Origin of the sequence: Paenibacillus sp. PK4536 (assembly GCF_028594455.2) — a bacterium.
GTDB classification, from domain to species: domain Bacteria; phylum Bacillota; class Bacilli; order Paenibacillales; family Paenibacillaceae; genus Saccharibacillus; species Saccharibacillus nuruki.
This window is the reverse complement of record NZ_CP126313.1, coordinates 4,120,405-4,140,273: the sequence shown is the minus strand read 5'-3', so window position 1 is coordinate 4,140,273 and position 19,869 is coordinate 4,120,405. Positions and strand designations below refer to the sequence as shown.

General features: G+C 39.9%; 14 protein-coding genes. 13 read left to right on the top strand and 1 reads right to left on the bottom strand.

Translation table 11 applies throughout. The features are described from left to right. From mutL to PO903_RS18260, 11 genes are all read left to right on the top strand, one after another. Positions 1–2,154, top strand: a complete 2,154-nt coding sequence (mutL, locus tag PO903_RS18310) for a DNA mismatch repair endonuclease MutL (protein ID WP_273594211.1) — start codon at positions 1–3, stop codon at positions 2,152–2,154. 152 nt (positions 2,155–2,306) lie between these two features. Further along, a complete protein-coding gene (locus PO903_RS18305) occupies positions 2,307–3,095 on the top strand; it encodes a class I SAM-dependent methyltransferase (protein WP_273594210.1) in 789 nt (262 codons plus the stop codon). Beyond that, complete coding sequence (gene miaA / locus PO903_RS18300) at positions 3,092–4,069, top strand: tRNA (adenosine(37)-N6)-dimethylallyltransferase MiaA (RefSeq protein WP_069326008.1); 978 nt, start codon at positions 3,092–3,094, stop codon at positions 4,067–4,069. Before PO903_RS18305 ends, miaA begins: the two co-directional genes overlap by 4 nt. An 85-nt stretch (positions 4,070–4,154) precedes the next feature. Further along, positions 4,155–4,394, top strand: coding sequence for an RNA chaperone Hfq (gene hfq, locus PO903_RS18295; protein WP_069326007.1), 240 nt, complete (start codon positions 4,155–4,157; stop codon positions 4,392–4,394). Positions 4,395–4,577: 183 nt separating this feature from the next. Further along, the gene (locus PO903_RS18290) at positions 4,578–7,205 is read left to right on the top strand and encodes a PBP1A family penicillin-binding protein (protein WP_069326006.1); all 2,628 of its coding nucleotides are present in this window, start codon (positions 4,578–4,580) and stop codon (positions 7,203–7,205) included. 105 nt (positions 7,206–7,310) lie between these two features. Further along, positions 7,311–7,859, top strand: coding sequence for a ribonuclease FAU-1 family protein (locus PO903_RS18285; protein WP_069326045.1), 549 nt, complete (start codon positions 7,311–7,313; stop codon positions 7,857–7,859). Between the two features lie 100 nt (positions 7,860–7,959). Beyond that, complete coding sequence (gene hflX, locus PO903_RS18280; protein ID WP_137221520.1) at positions 7,960–9,246, top strand: GTPase HflX; 1,287 nt, start codon at positions 7,960–7,962, stop codon at positions 9,244–9,246. Between the two features lie 209 nt (positions 9,247–9,455). Beyond that, positions 9,456–10,709: a methionine gamma-lyase family protein gene (locus PO903_RS18275; protein WP_069326004.1), complete on the top strand. Its 1,254-nt coding sequence runs from the start codon at positions 9,456–9,458 to the stop codon at positions 10,707–10,709. 208 nt (positions 10,710–10,917) lie between these two features. Next, entirely contained in the window at positions 10,918–11,331 is a 414-nt protein-coding gene (locus tag PO903_RS18270) for a MerR family transcriptional regulator (RefSeq protein WP_017812459.1), read from the top strand. A gap of 24 nt (positions 11,332–11,355) precedes the next feature. Next, the gene (gene glnA, locus PO903_RS18265) at positions 11,356–12,693 is read left to right on the top strand and encodes a type I glutamate--ammonia ligase (protein WP_069326003.1); all 1,338 of its coding nucleotides are present in this window, start codon (positions 11,356–11,358) and stop codon (positions 12,691–12,693) included. Positions 12,694–13,000: 307 nt separating this feature from the next. Continuing rightward, complete coding sequence (locus PO903_RS18260) at positions 13,001–15,112, top strand: CBM35 domain-containing protein (protein ID WP_273594209.1); 2,112 nt, start codon at positions 13,001–13,003, stop codon at positions 15,110–15,112. 105 nt (positions 15,113–15,217) lie between these two features. Here the strand turns inward: PO903_RS18260 and PO903_RS18255 are convergent, their stop codons facing one another. Next, positions 15,218–16,171, bottom strand: coding sequence for an AraC family transcriptional regulator (locus PO903_RS18255; protein ID WP_137221524.1), 954 nt, complete (start codon positions 16,169–16,171; stop codon positions 15,218–15,220). 261 nt (positions 16,172–16,432) lie between these two features. Between PO903_RS18255 and PO903_RS18250 the strand changes: the two genes are divergently transcribed. Beyond that, positions 16,433–17,821: a glycoside-pentoside-hexuronide (GPH):cation symporter gene (locus PO903_RS18250; protein ID WP_069326001.1), complete on the top strand. Its 1,389-nt coding sequence runs from the start codon at positions 16,433–16,435 to the stop codon at positions 17,819–17,821. Between the two features lie 61 nt (positions 17,822–17,882). Continuing rightward, positions 17,883–19,859, top strand: coding sequence for a glycoside hydrolase family 127 protein (locus PO903_RS18245; protein WP_273594208.1), 1,977 nt, complete (start codon positions 17,883–17,885; stop codon positions 19,857–19,859). Positions 19,860–19,869 lie beyond the last annotated feature (10 nt).

Below are 19,869 nucleotides of genomic sequence, written 5' to 3'. Positions count from 1 at the left end.
ATGGGTCAAATTCGTGTATTGGATGAACATATCGCTAACCAGATTGCCGCAGGTGAAGTGGTCGAACGTCCAGCTTCAGTGGTTAAAGAGTTGGTTGAAAATGCAATAGATGCTCAGTCTAGTCGGATCGATGTGCATATTGGTGAAGGTGGACTTGAATATATTCGTGTGCAAGATAACGGGCAAGGGATCGCCGCGGACGACTGTGAGACTGCTTTTTACCGTCATGCTACAAGTAAACTTGTTGATGATCGCGATCTATATCAAATCACAAGTCTGGGCTTCCGTGGTGAAGCTTTACCGAGTATTGCTGCTGTATCCAAAGTCGAATTGTTATCAAGCGCTACAGATGATGGTGCAGGCAGACGTCTATTGATTGAAGGTGGGACACTTAAAGTCAACGAAGACGAAGCTGCGCCACGTGGAACTGATTTTCGTGTGAATTCGTTATTTTATAATACGCCAGCACGATTAAAATATATGAAAACTGTTCAGACGGAACTTGGACATATCTCAGATGTAATGTACCGGATGTCTTTAGCTCATCCAGAGATTGCGTTTACGTTTCGGCACAATGGCAATCTGTTGCTTCAGACGCCCGGAACAGGCGATACGCTTCAGGTGATTGCGGCAGTCTATGGGACTTCAGCCGCCAAAATGGTTTTGCCATTAGAAGGTGAAAATCTGGATTATCAGATTGGCGGATATATTGGGCGACCTGAAATTGCTAAATCAAGTCGTAATGCAATGTCGATTGTAGTAAATGGTCGTTATATTCGTAATTATGCCGTTAATCAAGCTATTTTGCGTGCTTATCATACATTGCTACCTATCAATCGTTATCCGTTAGCGGTGCTACAATTGACGATGCATCCTTCATTAGTAGATGTGAATGTGCATCCTTCCAAAATGGAAGTGCGTTTTAGTAAAGAGGCGGAATTGATGTTGTTTGTCGAAGAAGCGATTCGGCAGACATTGCGTAAAGAAATATTGATTCCACATGCGACCAAGCAGACGATTAAGCGTGGTAATAGTGAATCGATTATTCAAGAGCAATTTAATTTCAGCAAAGCACCTGTAGAATATCTTGAACCGGAAAAAACCAATCAACTTTCAACTGAATTAGGCGATCTGGATGCACCGTATATTCCGCCATTTACCGATGCAGATTTGCCACCAGAATCGACAACTCATTTACCTGCTGTTTCAAATGAACAACAGATAACGTATAAGAAAAAGGAACAACCTATCACATCACCTGTAACAGAAGCGCAAAAAGTACCAGCGAGTCCTAATGACTCTATAACGCAGCCTAAAGATGTTCAGTCTGATCCTGTTCAGCCGTCTCATCCATTACCTGCTTATACAGCTCCGGTACATGCTGAATCGGCTCCACAAATTCAGGAACAAATTCAGACTGCTCAATATGCTAAAAGTACTGCGGCACCATCTAAAAATACTTCTGGTTCGTCTGCAAGATCGCCACAGCAACGAAGCAACTATAACAATACTAACCAACGTCCATTTAATGCTGAAATGCTGTATGGCACTGCTGAAGAACCAGAGATTCCTCAATTTCCAGATATGAACTTGATTGGTCAGCATCATGGTACTTATCTGGTTGCACAAAATGATGAAGGATTATTTCTAATTGATCAGCATGCGGCACATGAACGGATTAATTATGAATTTTATTATGAGAAATTCGGTCGTCCTGAAGAAGTATCGCAAGAATTGCTATTACCGATTACACTTGAGTTTACGTTAGCAGAAGCGAACAAGCTTAAAGATCGGTTACACTGGTTTGAAAGGGTAGGTGTCTATTTAGAGCATTTTGGGGGTCTGACTTTTCGTGTAACTGCGTATCCTTATTGGTTACCAAAAGGCGAAGAGCAACAAGTGATTGAAGAAATGGCAGAATGGGTGCTTAGTGAACGAGCGATTGATCTAGCGAAGTTACGAGAGCAAGCTTCTACCCTCTGTTCATGCAAAGCTTCGATCAAAGCCAATCAGAAACTAACGGAAGCAGAAGCACAATCGTTATTGGATCGTCTGGCTATATGTCGTCAGCCGTATACCTGTCCACACGGGCGTCCTATCGTTGTTTCTTTTTCATCGTATGACCTGGAAAAAATGTTCAAACGTGTGATGTAACACAGAGTTATGGTATTATGGCATACAATAACTAGAAATACCTTTATCCCAAATAATAGATAGAGTATGTATGTTAGTGTAAGATATTTTGCTTCGCAAAATCATTCTTCTATTTATCTAGAAGAAGTCGCGCTTTATAGGGAAGCACTAGAATGGAGAATAACCGAATGATGATTACAACTGGCGATGATGCTGCAAACTATACGATCCAGCGTGCCAAACAGCTGGCAGCAGAATTCGCTGTTCCTTATATTGAACGAGCTGGACATTCTATTCCCAAGCTTGCGGCTAAGTACAAGGAGACTGAATTTATTGTACTGGTTGAGCAAGAAGTGAGAATTATGCGTCCAGGGGAACCTATTATGCAGTTTCACCCCAGTATGGCTTATGTCAGAGCCAAACGATTGCTTAAAGGGGAAGCAGATCCTATGATCACTCACTCGCTGATTGAGCCTGGAGATCAGGTGATCGATTGTACGGCTGGATTGGGTTCCGATTCACTTGTCTTTTCCATGTATGCAGGTGAGAAAGGCAAAGTAGTATCATTAGAAAGTTCGTTACCTCTTGCAGCATTGTTAACCGAAGGATTGCGTAGTCATGTCACAGCGTTAGAACCTGTGAATGAAGCCATGCGTAGAATCGAAGTGATTCCGCAAGATCATCTAACTTATCTGAGAGAGCAACCTGACAAAAGTGTAGATGTGATCTATTTTGATCCTATGTTTCGTGAAGCAGTTCAGCAGTCAGCTGCGATTGCACCTTTAAGAGGATTTTCCAACAATAATGCGCTGAGTGAAGAAGCCGTTCAACAAGCGATTCGTGTTGCTCGTAAATCGGTTTTGCTTAAAGAAAAATGGGATAGTCCGGAATATGAACGACTTGGATTTAAACGAATACAACGCAAAACATCAAAAATTGAATACGGAGTGATTTATCCATGACCCAAGCGGTTAAAAAGCCAAGGTTACTGGTCCTAATGGGTCCAACAGCTGTTGGCAAAACTGGAATCAGTATAGAAATCGCCAAATTATTTGGCTGTGAAATTATTTCAGGTGATTCCATGCAGGTCTACCGTGGTATGGATATTGGGACAGCCAAAATCAAACCGGAAGAAATGCAAGGTATTCCTCACCATTTAATTAATATTCATGATCCACAAGAATCATTTTCAGTAGCAGAATTTCAGCAACGTTGCCGAAAATTGATTCCAGAAATTACAGCCCGCGGAAATCTTCCTTTTATCGTGGGAGGAACAGGATTGTATATCGAGTCTGTGTGTTTTGAATTTGAATTTAGTGAAAATGGCGCAGATGAAGCATTCCGTCAAGAACAAGCGGCGTATGCTGAAGAACATGGTGCTCAAGCGCTCCATGACCGTCTAGCAGAGATTGATCCTCCCTCTGCCAAACGATTGCATCCCAACGACCAAAGACGTGTTATTCGCGCTCTGGAAGTGTATCATATGACAGGAGTCAAACTTTCCGATCAATTATCGGGACAAAATAAGCAATCTCCTTATGAGTTATGCTTTGTAGGTTTGACAATGGATAGGGAAATGCTATATAAACGTATTGAAGCCCGTATAGACCAGATGCTAGAAGAAGGGCTGGTTGAAGAGGTAAGAAACCTTTTGAATCAAGGGTATACCCCCGGAATGGTCGCAATGCAGGGGCTAGGATACAAAGAGATTGCTGCTCATCTTGCAGGTCATGTATCGCTTCAAGAAGCAGTGGTACTGCTCAAACGGGATACACGCCGTTTTGCAAAAAGACAGCTTTCCTGGTTCCGTCATATGAATAATATTCATTGGGTTGATGTTAGCGATGTGGACAGAAGCGACGAACACACCCGTGAAGTTCAGAATATCATAGCAGGAACATTCCCTGCGGATATGGAATATACATCAACAACCTAATATCATTGATTACACTGAGATTACATTCTTACATGAATTGAGCATTTATCAATGCTGAATTAATAATCACTTGGGGGTACGGCTAATGAATAAGTCTATTAATATTCAAGATACGTTTCTAAATCAATTGCGTAAGGAAAATATTCCAGTGACTGTTTATCTGGTCAATGGTTTTCAAATTCGTGGTACGATCAAAGCTTTTGATAACTTTACCATTATGGTGGATAGCGATGGACGTCAGCAAATGATTTACAAACATGCTGTATCTACATTTACACCATCACGTAACGTATCCCTAATGCCGGATAATCAAAGCGATAACTAACATTTAAATGAAACTTTTTATGCTCAAACATCGTCTAACTATAGGACAAAGAATCGGACAACCTGTTCTATAGGTTGTTCTTTTCTTTCTAAGGTTAGACACCACAGCAAGCCATCTATATTTCAAATCATTTGATTGATAAATGATGCAAATTGTTTTACTGAAAGGGAGTCAGAACGAAAAATGCCAAGACAGCAGCTATCCCGCAGTGACAAAAGTAAGCCGGAAACAAGAACAAGACCGGGACAGTCCAAGCCAACACCCAAAAAGAAAAAGAAGAAAATAACAGGTAAACGTGTCTTTTGGACATTGTTTATTGTCGCTGCTTTAGGCGTATTTTGTGCACTAGCCGGTTATATGTTTATTATGGTGAGTGGCGAAAAAATCTATCAACAAAACATCAATAAATTGGCTATAAACGGCCCTACACAAATCTTTGATCGTAACGGCACATTGATTCAAGAACGTTCTGTAAGGACAGGGGACCCTGTAAAATACGATGAAATTCCGAAGTTGCTTGTAGATGCTTTTGTAGCAACAGAAGATCGTCGCTTTTTTGAACATCAGGGTGTAGACATCTGGTCAATTGGTCGTGCAGCTGTTCGTGATATCGTGGCACGCTCTGCTGTAGAAGGCGGAAGTACGATTACACAGCAATTAGCTAAAAACGTATTTTTGAATGATGACAAAACGTTTTTCCGTAAAGCAACTGAATTATCGATTGCTTTAGCGATTGAGCGCAAAATGACTAAAGAAGAAATTATTACAACGTATCTTAATCGTATATTCTTTGGTAAAGGTGCGTATGGGATCAAAGAAGCATCAGAGACTTATTTTGGTGTGACCGATCTGAACAAATTAAAAGTGTGGCAGATTGCTACGCTGGCAGGTTTACCTAAAGCTCCATCACGTTATAACCCACAATCGAATCCTGATCTATCCAAGGAACGTCGTGGAGTGGTACTTCAATTGATGGCAGATCAAGGGTATATTACGCAAGCTGAAGCCAAAGAAGCCGCAGCAGTAGATTATGCGTATAATTCTCAAAACAAAGATAAAGACAAAAATTATGAAGCATTTATTGAATATGCGATGCAAGAAGCAGAAGATGTAACAGGCTTAACATCGGATGATCTGAACCGTGGTGGATATAAAATCTACACGACGATGGATGCTAAAGCTCAACAGAACTTGGAGACCTCTTTCAAAAATAACGAGCTCTTCGAAAAAAGTGCAGATGATGTACCTGTACAAGGATCGATGGTTATCGTCAATAACGATACCGCAGGTATTGTCGCTTTATTAGGTGGACGTAACTACAATACAGGTAACTTCAGTCGTGTTACTAGCCGTAGACAGCCGGGTTCGGCATTCAAGCCGATTATTTCGTATGCTCCTGCGCTAGAATCGGGTACATTTACACCGAATTCATTGCTTAGTAATGAAAAGCAGTGTTTTGGCAATTATTGTCCAACGAACTTACATGGATACACATCTACAGTAACGATGGATGAAGCGATTCAAGATTCGATTAATATCCCTGCGGTATGGACACTGAATCAGATCGGTATCGATAAAGGGCTCTCTTTTGCCAAATCGGTTGGATTCTCGTTGACCGATCAGGATCGTAACTTAGCACTGGCATTAGGTGGACTAAGTACAGGAACGAATACGTTAGAAATGGCTCAAGCTTATCGTACATTTGCAGACGGAGGAACATACACTCCTGCGTACGCTGTGAAAAGTATAGTCGATAGTGGCGGCGATGAAATTTATAAAAACAAAGCTGATTCTTCTCAAGTGATGAGCAAGCAGACAGCGAATGAAATGACTCAAATGTTGCAAGATGTTGTTAATGATGGTACAGGTAAACGTGCTCAAATTAACCGTCCTGTAGCAGGTAAAACGGGTACAACTCAGCATGGTATTGATGGGTTCAGAAGCAGTGCGAACCGCGATGCTTGGTTTGTAGGATACACCAAAGAATGGACAGCTGCGGTATGGATGGGTTATGACAAGCCAGACCGTACGCATTTGTTGAATCAAAGTAGTGGTATGGCAGCAGCGATGTTTGCAGCTGTAATGGGACCTTCGCTTGAAGGATATCCTGTCCAACAGTTTGAAGCTCCTACACCAAGTGCTCCTGTAGAACAGCCGGTAGAGGAAGAACCGGAACCGGAAGTATCTGCGGTAACAGGCATGTCTGCTTCTTACGATAAAGACAATCAAGTGGTCGCTTTATCTTGGAAAGCTTTAGCAAATGCAAGTTCATATACGGTTTATCGTAAAGGCAGTACAGATGGTCAATTTACTGCGATATCTAGTGGGTTAAGCGACACTTCTGCACAAGATAGCGCAGCAGCACCTGGACAGACTTACGAGTATTATGTAACAGCAACGATGAAAGATGGATCGCAATCTGATGCTTCAGATACGGTTCAGATTACAGTCGATGAAGCTACAGAGACTCCTGTAGAGCCGGAAGAAAATCCTGAGGATGGTGTGGTTCCACCAGAAGGTGAACCGACAACTCCACCAACAGGGGAAGAAGTACCGGGTACCGATACAGGGACAGGAACTGACCAAGGAACAGGAACAACACCTACAGATCCGAATACAGATCAAGGCACCGTTCCACCTGATACGGGAACAACACCACCAGATAGTGGTACAAATAGTGGACAAAATGGAGCAACAACGCCAACCACTCCAGAACCAACAACACCGGGAACAACAACAGATCCAGCCGCAGGAACAACCGAAGGTACAACAACTGCACCACAGACAACAACGCCACCTACTACACCGTAAATAGGCGCTCAAAAAAGCCTCCAGTGATTCATTGGAGGCTTTTTTTTGAGTGCATGGCGCAAATATGCTATTCTGAAGTTACTTTGTTGGGAAAGGGATACTTCCATGAAACGTAAATTTGCGGATCGAGCGAACTGGCGTAGAGTAATTCAACGTAATTATTCAAGACGCTATGTAAACAATAGTTTATTTACAGGGTATGTCACTCTCTACCGTATGAATCGTTTACGTGAACCTTTATATAAAATATATGGAGGACGGCGGTTCTGTATTGCAGCAGCAGGTTATTCGTGGATGCAGTATTATCCAGAACATGCGAACTATGTAGTCACTGCAATGTTTGATGATAAACGTGAAATTATAGAGTGGTATATTGATATTTGTAAAACACAAGGATTAACCGATCAAGGCGTACCATGGTTTGATGATCTTTATCTAGATATCGTCGTCATGAAAGATGGACAAGTCTTTTTGCTCGATGAAGATGAGTTAGATGATGCTCTGCGTAGACAGATCATTACAGACCAAGATTATGAATTAGCACAGCATACCGCGCAAAAGTTACTGGTACAAATTGATGCTCATGCTTTTCCATTATTCACATTATCGATTAAACACCGCCAAAGTCTATTTGGTAAAGATAGTAATTCATGATTCAATATCAAAAAGTGTGAGAAGTATGTTAACATGACAAGTATAAGACTTCACGATACAAGCAAGAAGTAGGTAAGATTACAAGGAGCGGGATATACAAATGAAAAATGAAACCCATGGTGTAGAAATAGAGATTCAACCGAGAGCTGTTCTCGTAAGCTTAGTGACACAGAATGATAAGCGTGCAGGTGTTAATGCAGATGGTTCTATGCAAGAGCTAGTTAGTCTTGCTAAGACAGCAGGAGTCGAAGTGCTAGAACAAGTGATTCAGAATAAAGAGAAACCTGATTTTAGATGGTTTATCGGTAAAGGTAAAGTAGAAGAAATTCGTATTTTGATGGATTCTTTAGGTGGAAATAGTGTTATTTTTGATCAGGAATTATCAGGTGCTCAAGTACGTAATTTAGAAGCCGCACTTGATGCCAAAATTATTGATCGTACGCAACTGATTTTGGATATTTTTGCGCAACGTGCCAAAACACGTGAAGGAATTATTCAAGTGGAACTTGCCCAGCATAGTTACTTATTACCTCGTTTGTCTGGACAGGGTAGTAACTTATCCCGTCTAGGTGGGGGTATCGGGGCAAGAGGTCCAGGTGAGACCAAACTAGAGACAGATCGGCGTCATATTCGTACACGCATTACCGACTTGAAGCATCAACTTGAAGAAGTAACACGTCATCGTACATTGTATCGTGAACGTCGTAAAAAAGCGGGTGCTGTACAAGTTGCATTAGTAGGTTATACCAATACAGGGAAGTCTACACTACTCAAGCAGTTAACCGGTGCAGATATATATGTTCAAGATCAGTTATTTGCTACACTCGATCCAACATCACGCAATCTAGACCTTCCAGGCGGTAAAACAGTAGTGTTAACAGACACCGTCGGTTTTATTCAAAACTTGCCTCATAATCTTATAGCAGCTTTCCGAGCAACGTTAGAAGAGGTGAATGAAGCAGACCTCATCTTACATGTGGTTGATGCTTCTTCTGATATGCGAGATGAGCAGATGAAAGTAGTCGATGATCTGCTACAAGAATTAGGTTCAAGTGATAAGCAGCAAGTTGTTTTATATAATAAAACGGATCTGTGTACACCGGAACAGTTAGAAATGTTACCAGACGATGAAACCCATATGCGGATTAGTGCTTATAAAGAAAGTGATTTGGAGCGTATTTTGAATATCATCCAAGATCAATTAGCTGGTGGTATCAAAACGTATCGTATTCCGGCAGATCGTGGTGATCTTATTTCACAGCTCTACCAATTCAGTAGTGTATTGGAACAAGAGTATGAAGAAAATGAAGCCATCATCAAAGTAGAAATCAATGCTGCTGATTATGAAAAGTACGGTTATCGCTTACAAGAATATGAAATAAAGTGACAAAATTACGACAATTGTATAATAGACTTCCCTTCATCCTACCGTTACGTGTAAAATATGAAGCGCGAAAGTTTATATTTTAAACACTAATATTGTTGATATTGAATATAAAGTGAGCTTTGATATCATTATGAATAATTAGATATGAAATTTGTGGAAGCCCGCCAGCGCTTAATACGGCGGGCTATCACTATGGGGAGAGACAACGTATGGCAGTTTTTGATACACAGATTCAAGCGTGGTCAGAACAAGCACAACAAATGATTGGATCGGCGATCCAAGCGGTAGATCATATCGTAGATGCCAACCAATGGAAAGTTATAGAAGCTTTTCAAAAATATCGGGTTAGTGATTATCACTTTGCAGGTTCGACAGGCTATGCGTACAATGATAGAGGTAGGGAAGTTCTAGAAAGTGTGTATGCTGAAGTATTTGGTAGTGAAGCTGCTTTAGTTAGACCTCATTTTGCTTCTGGAACGCATACGATAGCTACAGCAATGTTCGGTATTTTACGTCCGGGCGATGAACTACTTTACATTACAGGTAGACCTTATGATACGTTACATAAAGTCATTGGCAAGCCGGGAGATGGTACAGGGTCTTTAGCTGATTTTGGAATTACTTATCAAGAAGCAGCATTGGATGAATTAGGACAAGTGGATTGGGACACCGTTCAATCACTGGTGCATAATAAAACCAAAATGATTGGGATTCAGCGCTCACGTGGCTACGATTGGCGTGCTTCTTTTACTATAGAAGAGATTGCAGATATGGTTGTTCAGATTCGTAAGATTTGTCCGCAAGCCGTTATTTTTGTAGATAACTGTTATGGTGAATTTACAGAGACTCGTGAACCGACTGATGTTGGAGTCGATCTCATGGCAGGTTCGTTGATCAAAAATCCAGGTGGTGGCTTAGCTGAAACAGGTGGTTATATCTGTGGCAAGCAAAAGTATGTTGATCTGGCAGCTTATCGTCTGACTGCACCCGGTATTGGCGGCGAAGTAGGCGCAATGCTGGGTACGACTCGCAGTATATATCAGGGATTGTATATGGCGCCTACGATTGTAGGACAAGCCGTTAAAGGGAGTATCTATGCCGCAGCGATGTTTGAATTGGCTGGCTTTAACAGCAAACCTGCATGGCAAGAGAAACGTACCGATCTTATTCAAGCCGTTTCTTTTAAAGACGAACATCAATTGATCGCTTTTGTACAAGGGATTCAACGTGCAGCAGCTGTAGATAGTCATGTCGTGCCGGAACCATGGGATATGCCAGGATATGATCATCCCGTTATTATGGCGGCAGGAACCTTTATTCAAGGGGGTAGCTTAGAATTGTCAGCAGATGCTCCAATTCGTGCTCCTTATATCGGATATATGCAAGGTGGACTGACCTTTTCTCATGTGAAGCTAGGGGTACTTATGGCGTTACAGACAATGCATGAGCGTGGATTATTATAAAACAACTTATATTGATATCATGTAAAAAAGAGACATGTTATTCAAGAAGTTTGTAAAATATAGTGTCTGCAAAGTGCTATTATCATGGAGATGTTAGTGTTTTATAAAATTATTGTAAGTTAAGTTAACATGTTATTGACGCTTTATATCAGGATATGTACAATAGGTAACAGAATAGTGAATAGATTAGTGGAAGGTTGATGAATATATGGGTGATGAAATTCGGAGAAATATGGCGCTGTTCCCTATAGGGATTGTTATGAAATTGACGGATTTGTCGGCAAGACAGATTCGCTATTATGAACAGCATAATTTGATCGTACCTGCACGTACTTCAGGTAATCAGCGTTTATTTTCTTTTAACGATGTAGAACGGTTACTTGAAATTAAAGCTTTAATTGAAAAAGGCGTGAATATCGCTGGGATCAAGCAAGTGATGAATCCGGTATCGAAAGAATCGGAAGAAGCAACTGTGATCACAGCCGATACAGAAGAACGTCGTAGGGAATTGTCAGATTCCCAACTTCATCGTATGCTTAAGCAGCAGCTTGTCACAGGCAAACGCCCGGGACAAGTATCGCTTATCCAAGGGGAATTATCCCGATTCTTTAACAAAAAATAAATAGCGTAAAGAGGAGAGGGTAGCGTGAGTTACAAAAGTTATACAAGAGAAGACATTTCGCGCATAGCGAAAGAGGAAAATGTACGATTTATCCGTCTGCAATTCACCGATTTGATGGGCACAATCAAAAACGTGGAAATTCCAGTGAGTCAATTGGAAAAAGCATTGGATAACAAAATGATGTTTGATGGTTCTTCTATCGAAGGTTATGTACGTATTGAAGAATCAGATATGTATCTGTATCCTGATCTAGACACTTGGGTTATTTTCCCTTGGGTGACTGAAAATCGTGTAGCTCGTCTGATTTGTGATGTATACATGCCAGATGGTACACCATTCGCAGGAGATCCGCGTGGTATTTTGAAACGCAATCTAAAAGAAGCAGATGCACTTGGTTTTACAGCAATGAACGTTGGACCAGAACCTGAATTTTTCTTGTTCCGTACCGATGCGAATGGTAATCCTACAGACGAATTGAATGACCAAGGTGGATATTTTGACTTGGCTCCAATGGATCTAGGAGAAAACTGCCGTCGTGAGATCGTTATTACTCTTGAAGAAATGGGCTTTGAAGTTGAAGCATCTCATCATGAAGTAGCTCCAGGACAGCATGAGATTGATTTCAAATATACCAATGCTCTTCAAGCAGCAGATCAAATTCAAACGTTCAAATTAGTTGTTAAAACGATCGCTCGTCAACATGGACTACATGCTACATTTATGCCTAAGCCTTTGTTTGGTATGAATGGATCAGGTATGCACTGTCACCAATCGTTGTTCCAAGGTGATGTTAATGCCTTTTATGAAGAAAGTGATGAGTTGGGCTTAAGCCAAACTGCACGTTATTACATGGCAGGTATTCTGAAGCATGCTCGTTCTATGGCAGCGATCACGAATCCTACAGTTAACTCTTACAAACGTCTTGTGCCTGGTTATGAAGCACCTTGCTATGTAGCTTGGTCAGCAAGTAACCGTAGCCCGATGATCCGTATCCCGGCTTCACGCGGTCTAAGCACACGTATCGAAGTACGTAATCCAGATCCAACAGCTAACCCTTACCTAGTATTAGCGGTAATGTTGAAAGCAGGTCTTGATGGTATCGAGCGTAAGTTGAACTTGCCGAAGCCAGTAGATCGTAATATCTATGTAATGTCTGAAGACGAGCGTATTGACGAAGGTATTCCTAGTCTTCCAGGCGACTTGAAAGAAGCATTACACGAATTATTGCGTGACGAGATCGTTGTCTCTGCACTAGGCGAACATGCTCTTGCTCATTTCTATGAATTAAAAGAAATTGAATGGGATATGTATCGGACTCAAGTGCACCAATGGGAACGTGACCAATACTTGACGATGTATTAAGATAAGTAAGCCCTTGGCGCTCTAAGCGTTAAGGGCTTTTTTTATTTTGTGTAAGAATAAATTATGTTAACCATTTTCATGCAATGCCCACAAAACACCCACAAAATGATAGGTCTCACCTCACTCAACAAGTCGGTAATTGACACTCTTCCTACGTTTTTTTGAGTTTACTCATTTGTGGAAAACCAATAACCTTAGAGTATAAGTTATAACTTGTATCAAAAGGATACCACGGTGGCCACCGTATTTTGAAAGCGCTCTATTTGATGATTAGATTTCAAAATACAACTAGAAAAGGTGATGACATTTGAAAAAGTTAGCTGTTTTATTGAGTGGAGCATTATTACTTACTGTTTTTCCTGTTACCCCTGCGCCAGCTACTGCTGCCGTACCTGCATCATTTACTGTAGATTTGGCTAATCAATATAGACCGGTGACCCATGTGGCTTCGGGTTCATTGTATGGATTAGCAGAAGAAGGTAGACCGGCTGATCATCTTATTGCTCCCACAAAGCCTAAAATGTTTACACAAATGGCTCCAAATGGAGGACAATTGCCGAATGGAGAAACAACACCTATCGGTGATGCCTTAAAAGTCGCTCTGATTGCTGAACGGAATGGAGCACAAGTGACGATACGAATGCCAGATATTTATCCAAATTTCCCTTATAAATGGGTAGGTTGGGACGATTGGTATAAGAAAGTAGATAGTATCGTAGATGCTAGATTGAAGTCAGGTGCAAAGAACATATACGGCTATGAATTATGGAATGAACCAGATGGAACATGGAATACAGCAGCCGCAGGATCATTTAATGAAGGTTGGAAAAAAACATATCTACGCGTCAAAGCTAAAGACAAAAATACTAAAATTATAGGGCCAAGTATTACTAATTATAACGAAAGTTGGCTGAGAGACTTTTTAACTTATGCACGAGATAACAATGTATTGCCAGATATTATATCCTGGCATGAATTGGGAGCACCTGAAGGAGAATATCTAGATGGACCTGCACCACAGTACATTTCGAATCATATGAAAGCTTATCGTGCTTTGGAAACAGAGCTAGGGATTAAGCATGTGCCTATTAGCATTAATGAATATGGTGTAGTTTCAGAACAAGCAGTTCCAGGCAATATGTTGCGGTATATCGCTGAATTTGAACGTTCTGATGTAGATACAGCTAATATTGCATTTTGGTTCCGTCCAGGTCGTCTCAGTAACCTAATTACAGATACAGGTGCTGCCAATGGAGCATGGTGGATGTATAAATGGTATGGTGATATGTCTGGTCAGATGGCGATGACTACACCTGCTAATCCAACAGCTTTAGATTTGGATGGTATTGCCAGTGTAGATCATACGAAGCAAGAAGCAGATGTAGTATTGGGTGGGGGAAATGGCAATCGTAATGTAGTCGTCAAAGGATTCCAAGCGCTCCCTTACTTCTCTGGTACAGCTCATGTCAAAGTAGAAAGTACACCGTGGTATGGAGTAGATACCGCAGTAAGTCAACCAACAAATGAATTTGAAGGTAACTTTACGATCAAAAATGGTCAGATCTCGGTACCCGTAAGCAATTTGAAAGAATCTTCTGCTTATCGATTGGTGATTACTCCAGGAAATCAATCTTCTATTAGCCGATATGAAGCTGAAAATGCAGATGTTCATGGAGCCAATGTATTTAATAATGTTAATGCTTCAGATAGCAAATATGTAGGTCAAATAGACAACCCAGATAGCTATGTTCAATTTAAAGTAAATGTTCCAGCAGCAGGTAATTATCGCCTGAATATTGGGTATGCCAACGGAACTCAAGCTGTATCTACGCAGCAATTAACTGTAAATAATCAAGCGAACACAACTGTTCAATATCCAACAACAGGTGGTTGGTTATCTGAAGGAAATAGTAATACAGCTCAGACTCAAATTTCTTTGCAAGCAGGAAGTAATGTATTGAAACTTAATAAAGGCACAGTAGGTTCTGCGGAGCTAGATTATATTCAATTGCAGCCTGTAGGTGATTTTAAAGTAAGAGTCGAAGCAGAAGATGCCAAAATCAATGATGCTAGAGTGGCAAGAAGTTCATTTGCTTCTAATCGCCAGTTTGTAGGAAATATAGATAATCCAAATAGTTCGGTGACTTTCTCTGTATATGCTCCAAAAGGTGGAACGTATAAGATGGAAGTAGGTTATGGTAATGGAACAACAGGCGATTCTACGCAAAATATATCTGTTAATAATCAAGCATCCACTACCATTACGTATCCAAAAACAGGAGGATGGATCGCTAATATTCCGAATATAGGAACACGCAAAGTCATCACTGTTCCTGTAACGTTGAAACAAGGCGAAAATACGATTGCATTCAATAAAGGTACAGGATATGCAGAACTGGATTATATTGAAGTTAAATAGTCTAATCTTACATTGATAAAAAACGTGCTTCCCATATTCGAATGTAGAATAAGGGTGAGCACGTTTTTGTCTGTAAGTTATATTTATTTTTTCTATAAGTTATATTTATTCTGTTAAAAGATGCTTTGGAATAGGAATATCAGGGTCTACGGTTACAGTATTCATGTAGGTATTGGTATAAGTGTCACGGAACTGAGTAGGCGTCATCCCAACATAATTTTTAAACAACTTCATCAAGTACTTTTCATCCCGAAAATGCAATTGATACGCAATCTCTTTGATCGACGCATTGCTGGTGCATAATAACTCTTTGACCAGACTTAACTTGAGTGTATTAATATAACGGATCGTACTCATTCCTAGATTTTTCTTAAATAAACGAGTTAAATGATCGGCGTTAAAACAAAATGTATCTGCTACTTTCTGTACAGTGAGATCATGATAAATATTGACTCGAATCCATTCTAAAATCTGCATAAATTTCTGATTGTATTCTTTGTGTAGAAGCTCATTATGAATAAGAGGTTGCAAGTACTTGTCAGTCAGTTCAATCATCAGTTCAGTTACTAGATAATCTACTGCGTACGTGCTGTAGTAAGAAGTATTAGACGTATCCAAAATCTGCTTCATCAAGATAATAGGTTTATCGAGATACGGTAGTGAGAAGAAATCAGGTAAGCATACATAACGATTAATCTCATTTTTCTGTTCTGTCAGTAGGGTACTAAATAGATGACTGATAAACTCATCGCCTGATTCTGTTTGAGTTAGATCACGAGGGAAGAAGTGTAGCCAGAAGAAGCTAGCCCCTGCTTTGGAAGCGGTATAACCAAAGTATTCTACGTCAGGCTTAATAAGTAATACATCGCCGTGCTTGATTTCATACTGTGTGTCTCCTACTTGAAGGTAGATCACTTCTTTTAAGCCAATAATCACTTCATAATCTTTTTCTAGCTTCATTCGTTTATGTTTCCAACCTTCATCGCTTACAAACTGCCCACATTTAAAATAAGCAAGCGGCCGTTCAATGTTTATTTTGGAGATCGGTTTTACTAACATATGTAAACACTCCTTATTCAAAAGTCAGTTTTGGATATTAAAAGTCGGATTTGTATACTTATTTCATGTGTTTGCTAAATACTTTGTACTTTGAGGGTAGTATAGCACAACTATGTATACAAATACCTAATTTTTTAAATATAATATAAAGTCGGAAATAGATACCTTTCCTACGAAATCATAAGTTTATCTTACATACGTAAGCGCTTACTATTAGAGAAGGAAATCGTTGTTATTTGATTTGACTCAGGAGGCTATATTATGGAATCTACTTCCCAATCTTCGCCAGAGCATCAGTCTACTCTTCTAGATGATAAAGTTCCTTTTCATCGTAGAATCAGTTATGCGCTCACAGATACAGGCGGTAATTTGTTGTACAGCATTATAGGTGCCTACTTACTTTATTTCTATACCGATGTGTTTGGTTTATCTGTAGGCATAGCAGGAACATTATTATTAGTTACTCGGTTAGTCGATGCGGTAGATGCTCCGCTTTGGGGCATTATCGTAGACCGAACAAAATCCAAATATGGACAAAGTCGACCTTACTTTTTGTGGTTATGTTTTCCATTTGCTGTGTTTACCATATTGACGTTTACAACGCCCAATTTGGATGGAACATCGAAAGTGATCTATGCGGCAGTCACTTATATTTTAGCAGGGATAGCCTATACCGGAATTTCAACGCCGATCACTTCTATTTTACCTAACTTAAGTAGAAATCCAGATGAACGAGTTGTTTTGAATTCGTTTCGAATGGTGGGCGGAAATGTAGGTAACTTTGCAGCCGTAACATTTACTTTACCGTTAGTGGCTTTTTTCGGAGCAGGTAATGATCAGAAAGGCTTTTTTTGGACGCTGTGTGTATTTGGAATCGTTTCTATTATTATGTTTTTGATCGCTTTTGCAGATCTTAAAGAAATAAATACAGAAAAAATCAAAACGATTCCTTTCAAATCAAGCTTTAAAGCAATGAAAGGCAACTGGCCATGGATTATTTTAGTGATTGCTAATCTATTGTTTTGGATTGCATTAACGATTCGTACATCTACACTGGTTTATTATTTTGAATACAATATTGGTCATAAAGAGTTGGTTCCTTTAATCAACGGAATTTCGATTATTCAAGTGATTGGTATGATTATGATTCCGTTTATTGTAAAGGTTTCGAATAAATATTCAACGATGATTTTTGGATTTATATTAGCAGTCTGTGGACAAGTGGTTCTCTTTTTTGCAGGGGATCATATTAGCATATTGATTGTAGGCTGGATTGTAGCTTGTATAGGTTCAGGAATTGCTTGTTCTATGCCGTTTGCTATGTTGTCAGACACAGTAGATTATGGCGAGTGGAAATCAGGTCTACGTGGAAGTGGCATATTGACAGCGATAGGTAGTGCTTTTTGTATCAAAGCAGGATCAGGACTAGGTGGATTTATTCCTACACAATTTATGTCCTCGTTTGGGTATGTACCGAATGTGGCTCAAAGTACACAATCATTATCCGGTATTCAGTTCGTCTTTATCTGGTTACCCGCTATCGTATTTGCTTTAGGTATTATTCCGATGTTATTTTACCGACGCTTTGAAAAAAATGAAGGTTATATCCGCAGACAATTATTAATTAAAGAACATCATACTAATACGTAAATACAAAATGATGGATAGGTCGATCACTATAAATACTGTACAACATGAGAGGAGACATACGATGTCTTTACAATTAAAATCACTTACGATTACCGATCCATTCTGGTCTCATTATCGAGAACTTGTACGTACAGAAATGATTCCTTACCAATGGAATGTATTGAACGATAATGCGAATATTACGATTGAAAAAGAAAGAAACGATAATAGTATTCCTTCTGAAAAAAGTCATGCGATAGAGAATTTCAAAATTGCTGCTGGATTGAAGCAAGGTCATCATTATGGTTGGGTTTTCCAAGATAGTGATGTGTACAAATGGCTTGAAGCGGTTGCTTACTCTTTATCGATTCATGCGGATACAGAGTTACAAGAATTAGCAGATGGCGTGATAGATCTGATTGCTTTAGCACAAGAGGAAGATGGATACCTCAATACGTATTTCTCAATCGAAGAACCAGAGCGTAGATTTAAAAAATTAGCAGAAAGTCATGAATTGTATTGTGCAGGTCATTTTATTGAAGCAGCTGTTGCTTATTATGAATCGACTCACAATGAAAAAGCATTAACGATCGCTTGTCGATTAGCAGACTGTATAGATGCTCATTTTGGCAAAGAAGAACATCAGATTCAAGGCTATGATGGTCATGAAGAAATAGAGCTAGCATTAACCAAACTGTATTCATTGACTGGAGAGCAACGTTATCTGGAGCTTAGCCGTTATTTTCTGTATGAGCGTGGAACGGATACAACATTTTTTGCCAGACAACAAGCAGCAGATAATGGTCACAAAGCTGTAATTGAAGGTATGAATCATCGTCCTTTGGAGTACTATCAAGCACATCAACCGATTTTAGAACAGCAGACCGCAGAAGGTCATGCCGTAAGATTAGTCTATATGTGTACTGCTATGGCAGATGTTGCTTTATTAGCAGGGGATAACGCGATGTTAGAAGCTTGTCGTCGTCTTTGGAAAAATATAATCAACAAGCGCATGTATATTACAGGAGGAATAGGATCAACAGTAGATGGAGAAGCATTTACACTCGATTATGATTTACCTAATGATACGATGTATTGTGAGACTTGTGCTTCGATCGGATTAATCTTTTTTGCCTTTAATATGCTCAAAAATGAAGCGAGATCTGAATATGCAGATGTGCTAGAACGTGCCTTATACAATACTGCTATTGGTGGTATGGCACTGGATGGTAAGCATTTCTTTTATGTCAATCCGCTAGAAGTGCATCCAGAAAGTAGCCGTCATGATCCGGGGAAAAGTCATGTGAAATTTACAAGACCAGAATGGTTCGGTTGTGCTTGTTGTCCGCCGAATCTAGCTCGCTTATTAACATCACTTCACAAATATATTTATACTGTTCAAGCAGACACAAATACGATATACACTCATTTATTTATGACCCATACAACAGAGTTAGAGATCAATGATCATCCTGTGCAATTGGAGCAAATTACTAATTTGCCATGGGAAGGTGATGTTTCTATAGTCACACAGATGAAGCAATCCACTTCGTTTACATTAGCCATTAGATTGCCATACTGGGCTGAACATTATTCTTTATTGTTAAATGGTAATCCTATAGATGCAGACCCCATCAACGGATATATACACATTGATCGAATCTGGCATAGTAATGACAAGCTAGAATTGAAGTTACCGATGGAGATTAAAGAATATACCGCTCATCCATTAGTACGGGCGGATATAGGCAAAGTTGCTATAGGTCGAGGGCCATTTATATATTGTGCAGAAGAGGTTGATAATGGAGAGCATTTGCATTTGGTTCAGTTAACGCAAGATCAGACATATGAGTATGAATTTGATGAACAATTATTAGGTGGAGTAGGCACGATTAAAGTAGAAGCTCGAAAAAGAAATATAGAACCAGAGTGGGAAGATGTATTATATGCTTCTAAAGCTCCTCAAACGTATAAGTCTACAGCGTTACGTCTAATTCCTTATTACTGCTGGGCGAACCGACAAATAGGCGAAATGCGTGTATGGCTTAATAAAGCTTAATAAACATTCA

What these genes read in the sequence shown, in the direction of transcription:
- mutL (WP_273594211.1), top strand. Translation starts at nt 1, where the DNA reads ATGGGTCAAATTCGTGTATTGGATGAACATATCGCTAACCAGATTGCC.
- PO903_RS18305 (WP_273594210.1), top strand. Translation starts at nt 2,307, where the DNA reads ATGGAGAATAACCGAATGATGATTACAACTGGCGATGATGCTGCAAAC.
- miaA (WP_069326008.1), top strand. Translation starts at nt 3,092, where the DNA reads ATGACCCAAGCGGTTAAAAAGCCAAGGTTACTGGTCCTAATGGGTCCA.
- hfq (WP_069326007.1), top strand. Translation starts at nt 4,155, where the DNA reads ATGAATAAGTCTATTAATATTCAAGATACGTTTCTAAATCAATTGCGT.
- PO903_RS18290 (WP_069326006.1), top strand. Translation starts at nt 4,578, where the DNA reads ATGCCAAGACAGCAGCTATCCCGCAGTGACAAAAGTAAGCCGGAAACA.
- PO903_RS18285 (WP_069326045.1), top strand. Translation starts at nt 7,311, where the DNA reads ATGAAACGTAAATTTGCGGATCGAGCGAACTGGCGTAGAGTAATTCAA.
- hflX (WP_137221520.1), top strand. Translation starts at nt 7,960, where the DNA reads ATGAAAAATGAAACCCATGGTGTAGAAATAGAGATTCAACCGAGAGCT.
- PO903_RS18275 (WP_069326004.1), top strand. Translation starts at nt 9,456, where the DNA reads ATGGCAGTTTTTGATACACAGATTCAAGCGTGGTCAGAACAAGCACAA.
- PO903_RS18270 (WP_017812459.1), top strand. Translation starts at nt 10,918, where the DNA reads ATGGGTGATGAAATTCGGAGAAATATGGCGCTGTTCCCTATAGGGATT.
- PO903_RS18255 (WP_137221524.1), bottom strand. Translation starts at nt 16,171, where the DNA reads ATGTTAGTAAAACCGATCTCCAAAATAAACATTGAACGGCCGCTTGCT.
- PO903_RS18250 (WP_069326001.1), top strand. Translation starts at nt 16,433, where the DNA reads ATGGAATCTACTTCCCAATCTTCGCCAGAGCATCAGTCTACTCTTCTA.
- PO903_RS18245 (WP_273594208.1), top strand. Translation starts at nt 17,883, where the DNA reads ATGTCTTTACAATTAAAATCACTTACGATTACCGATCCATTCTGGTCT.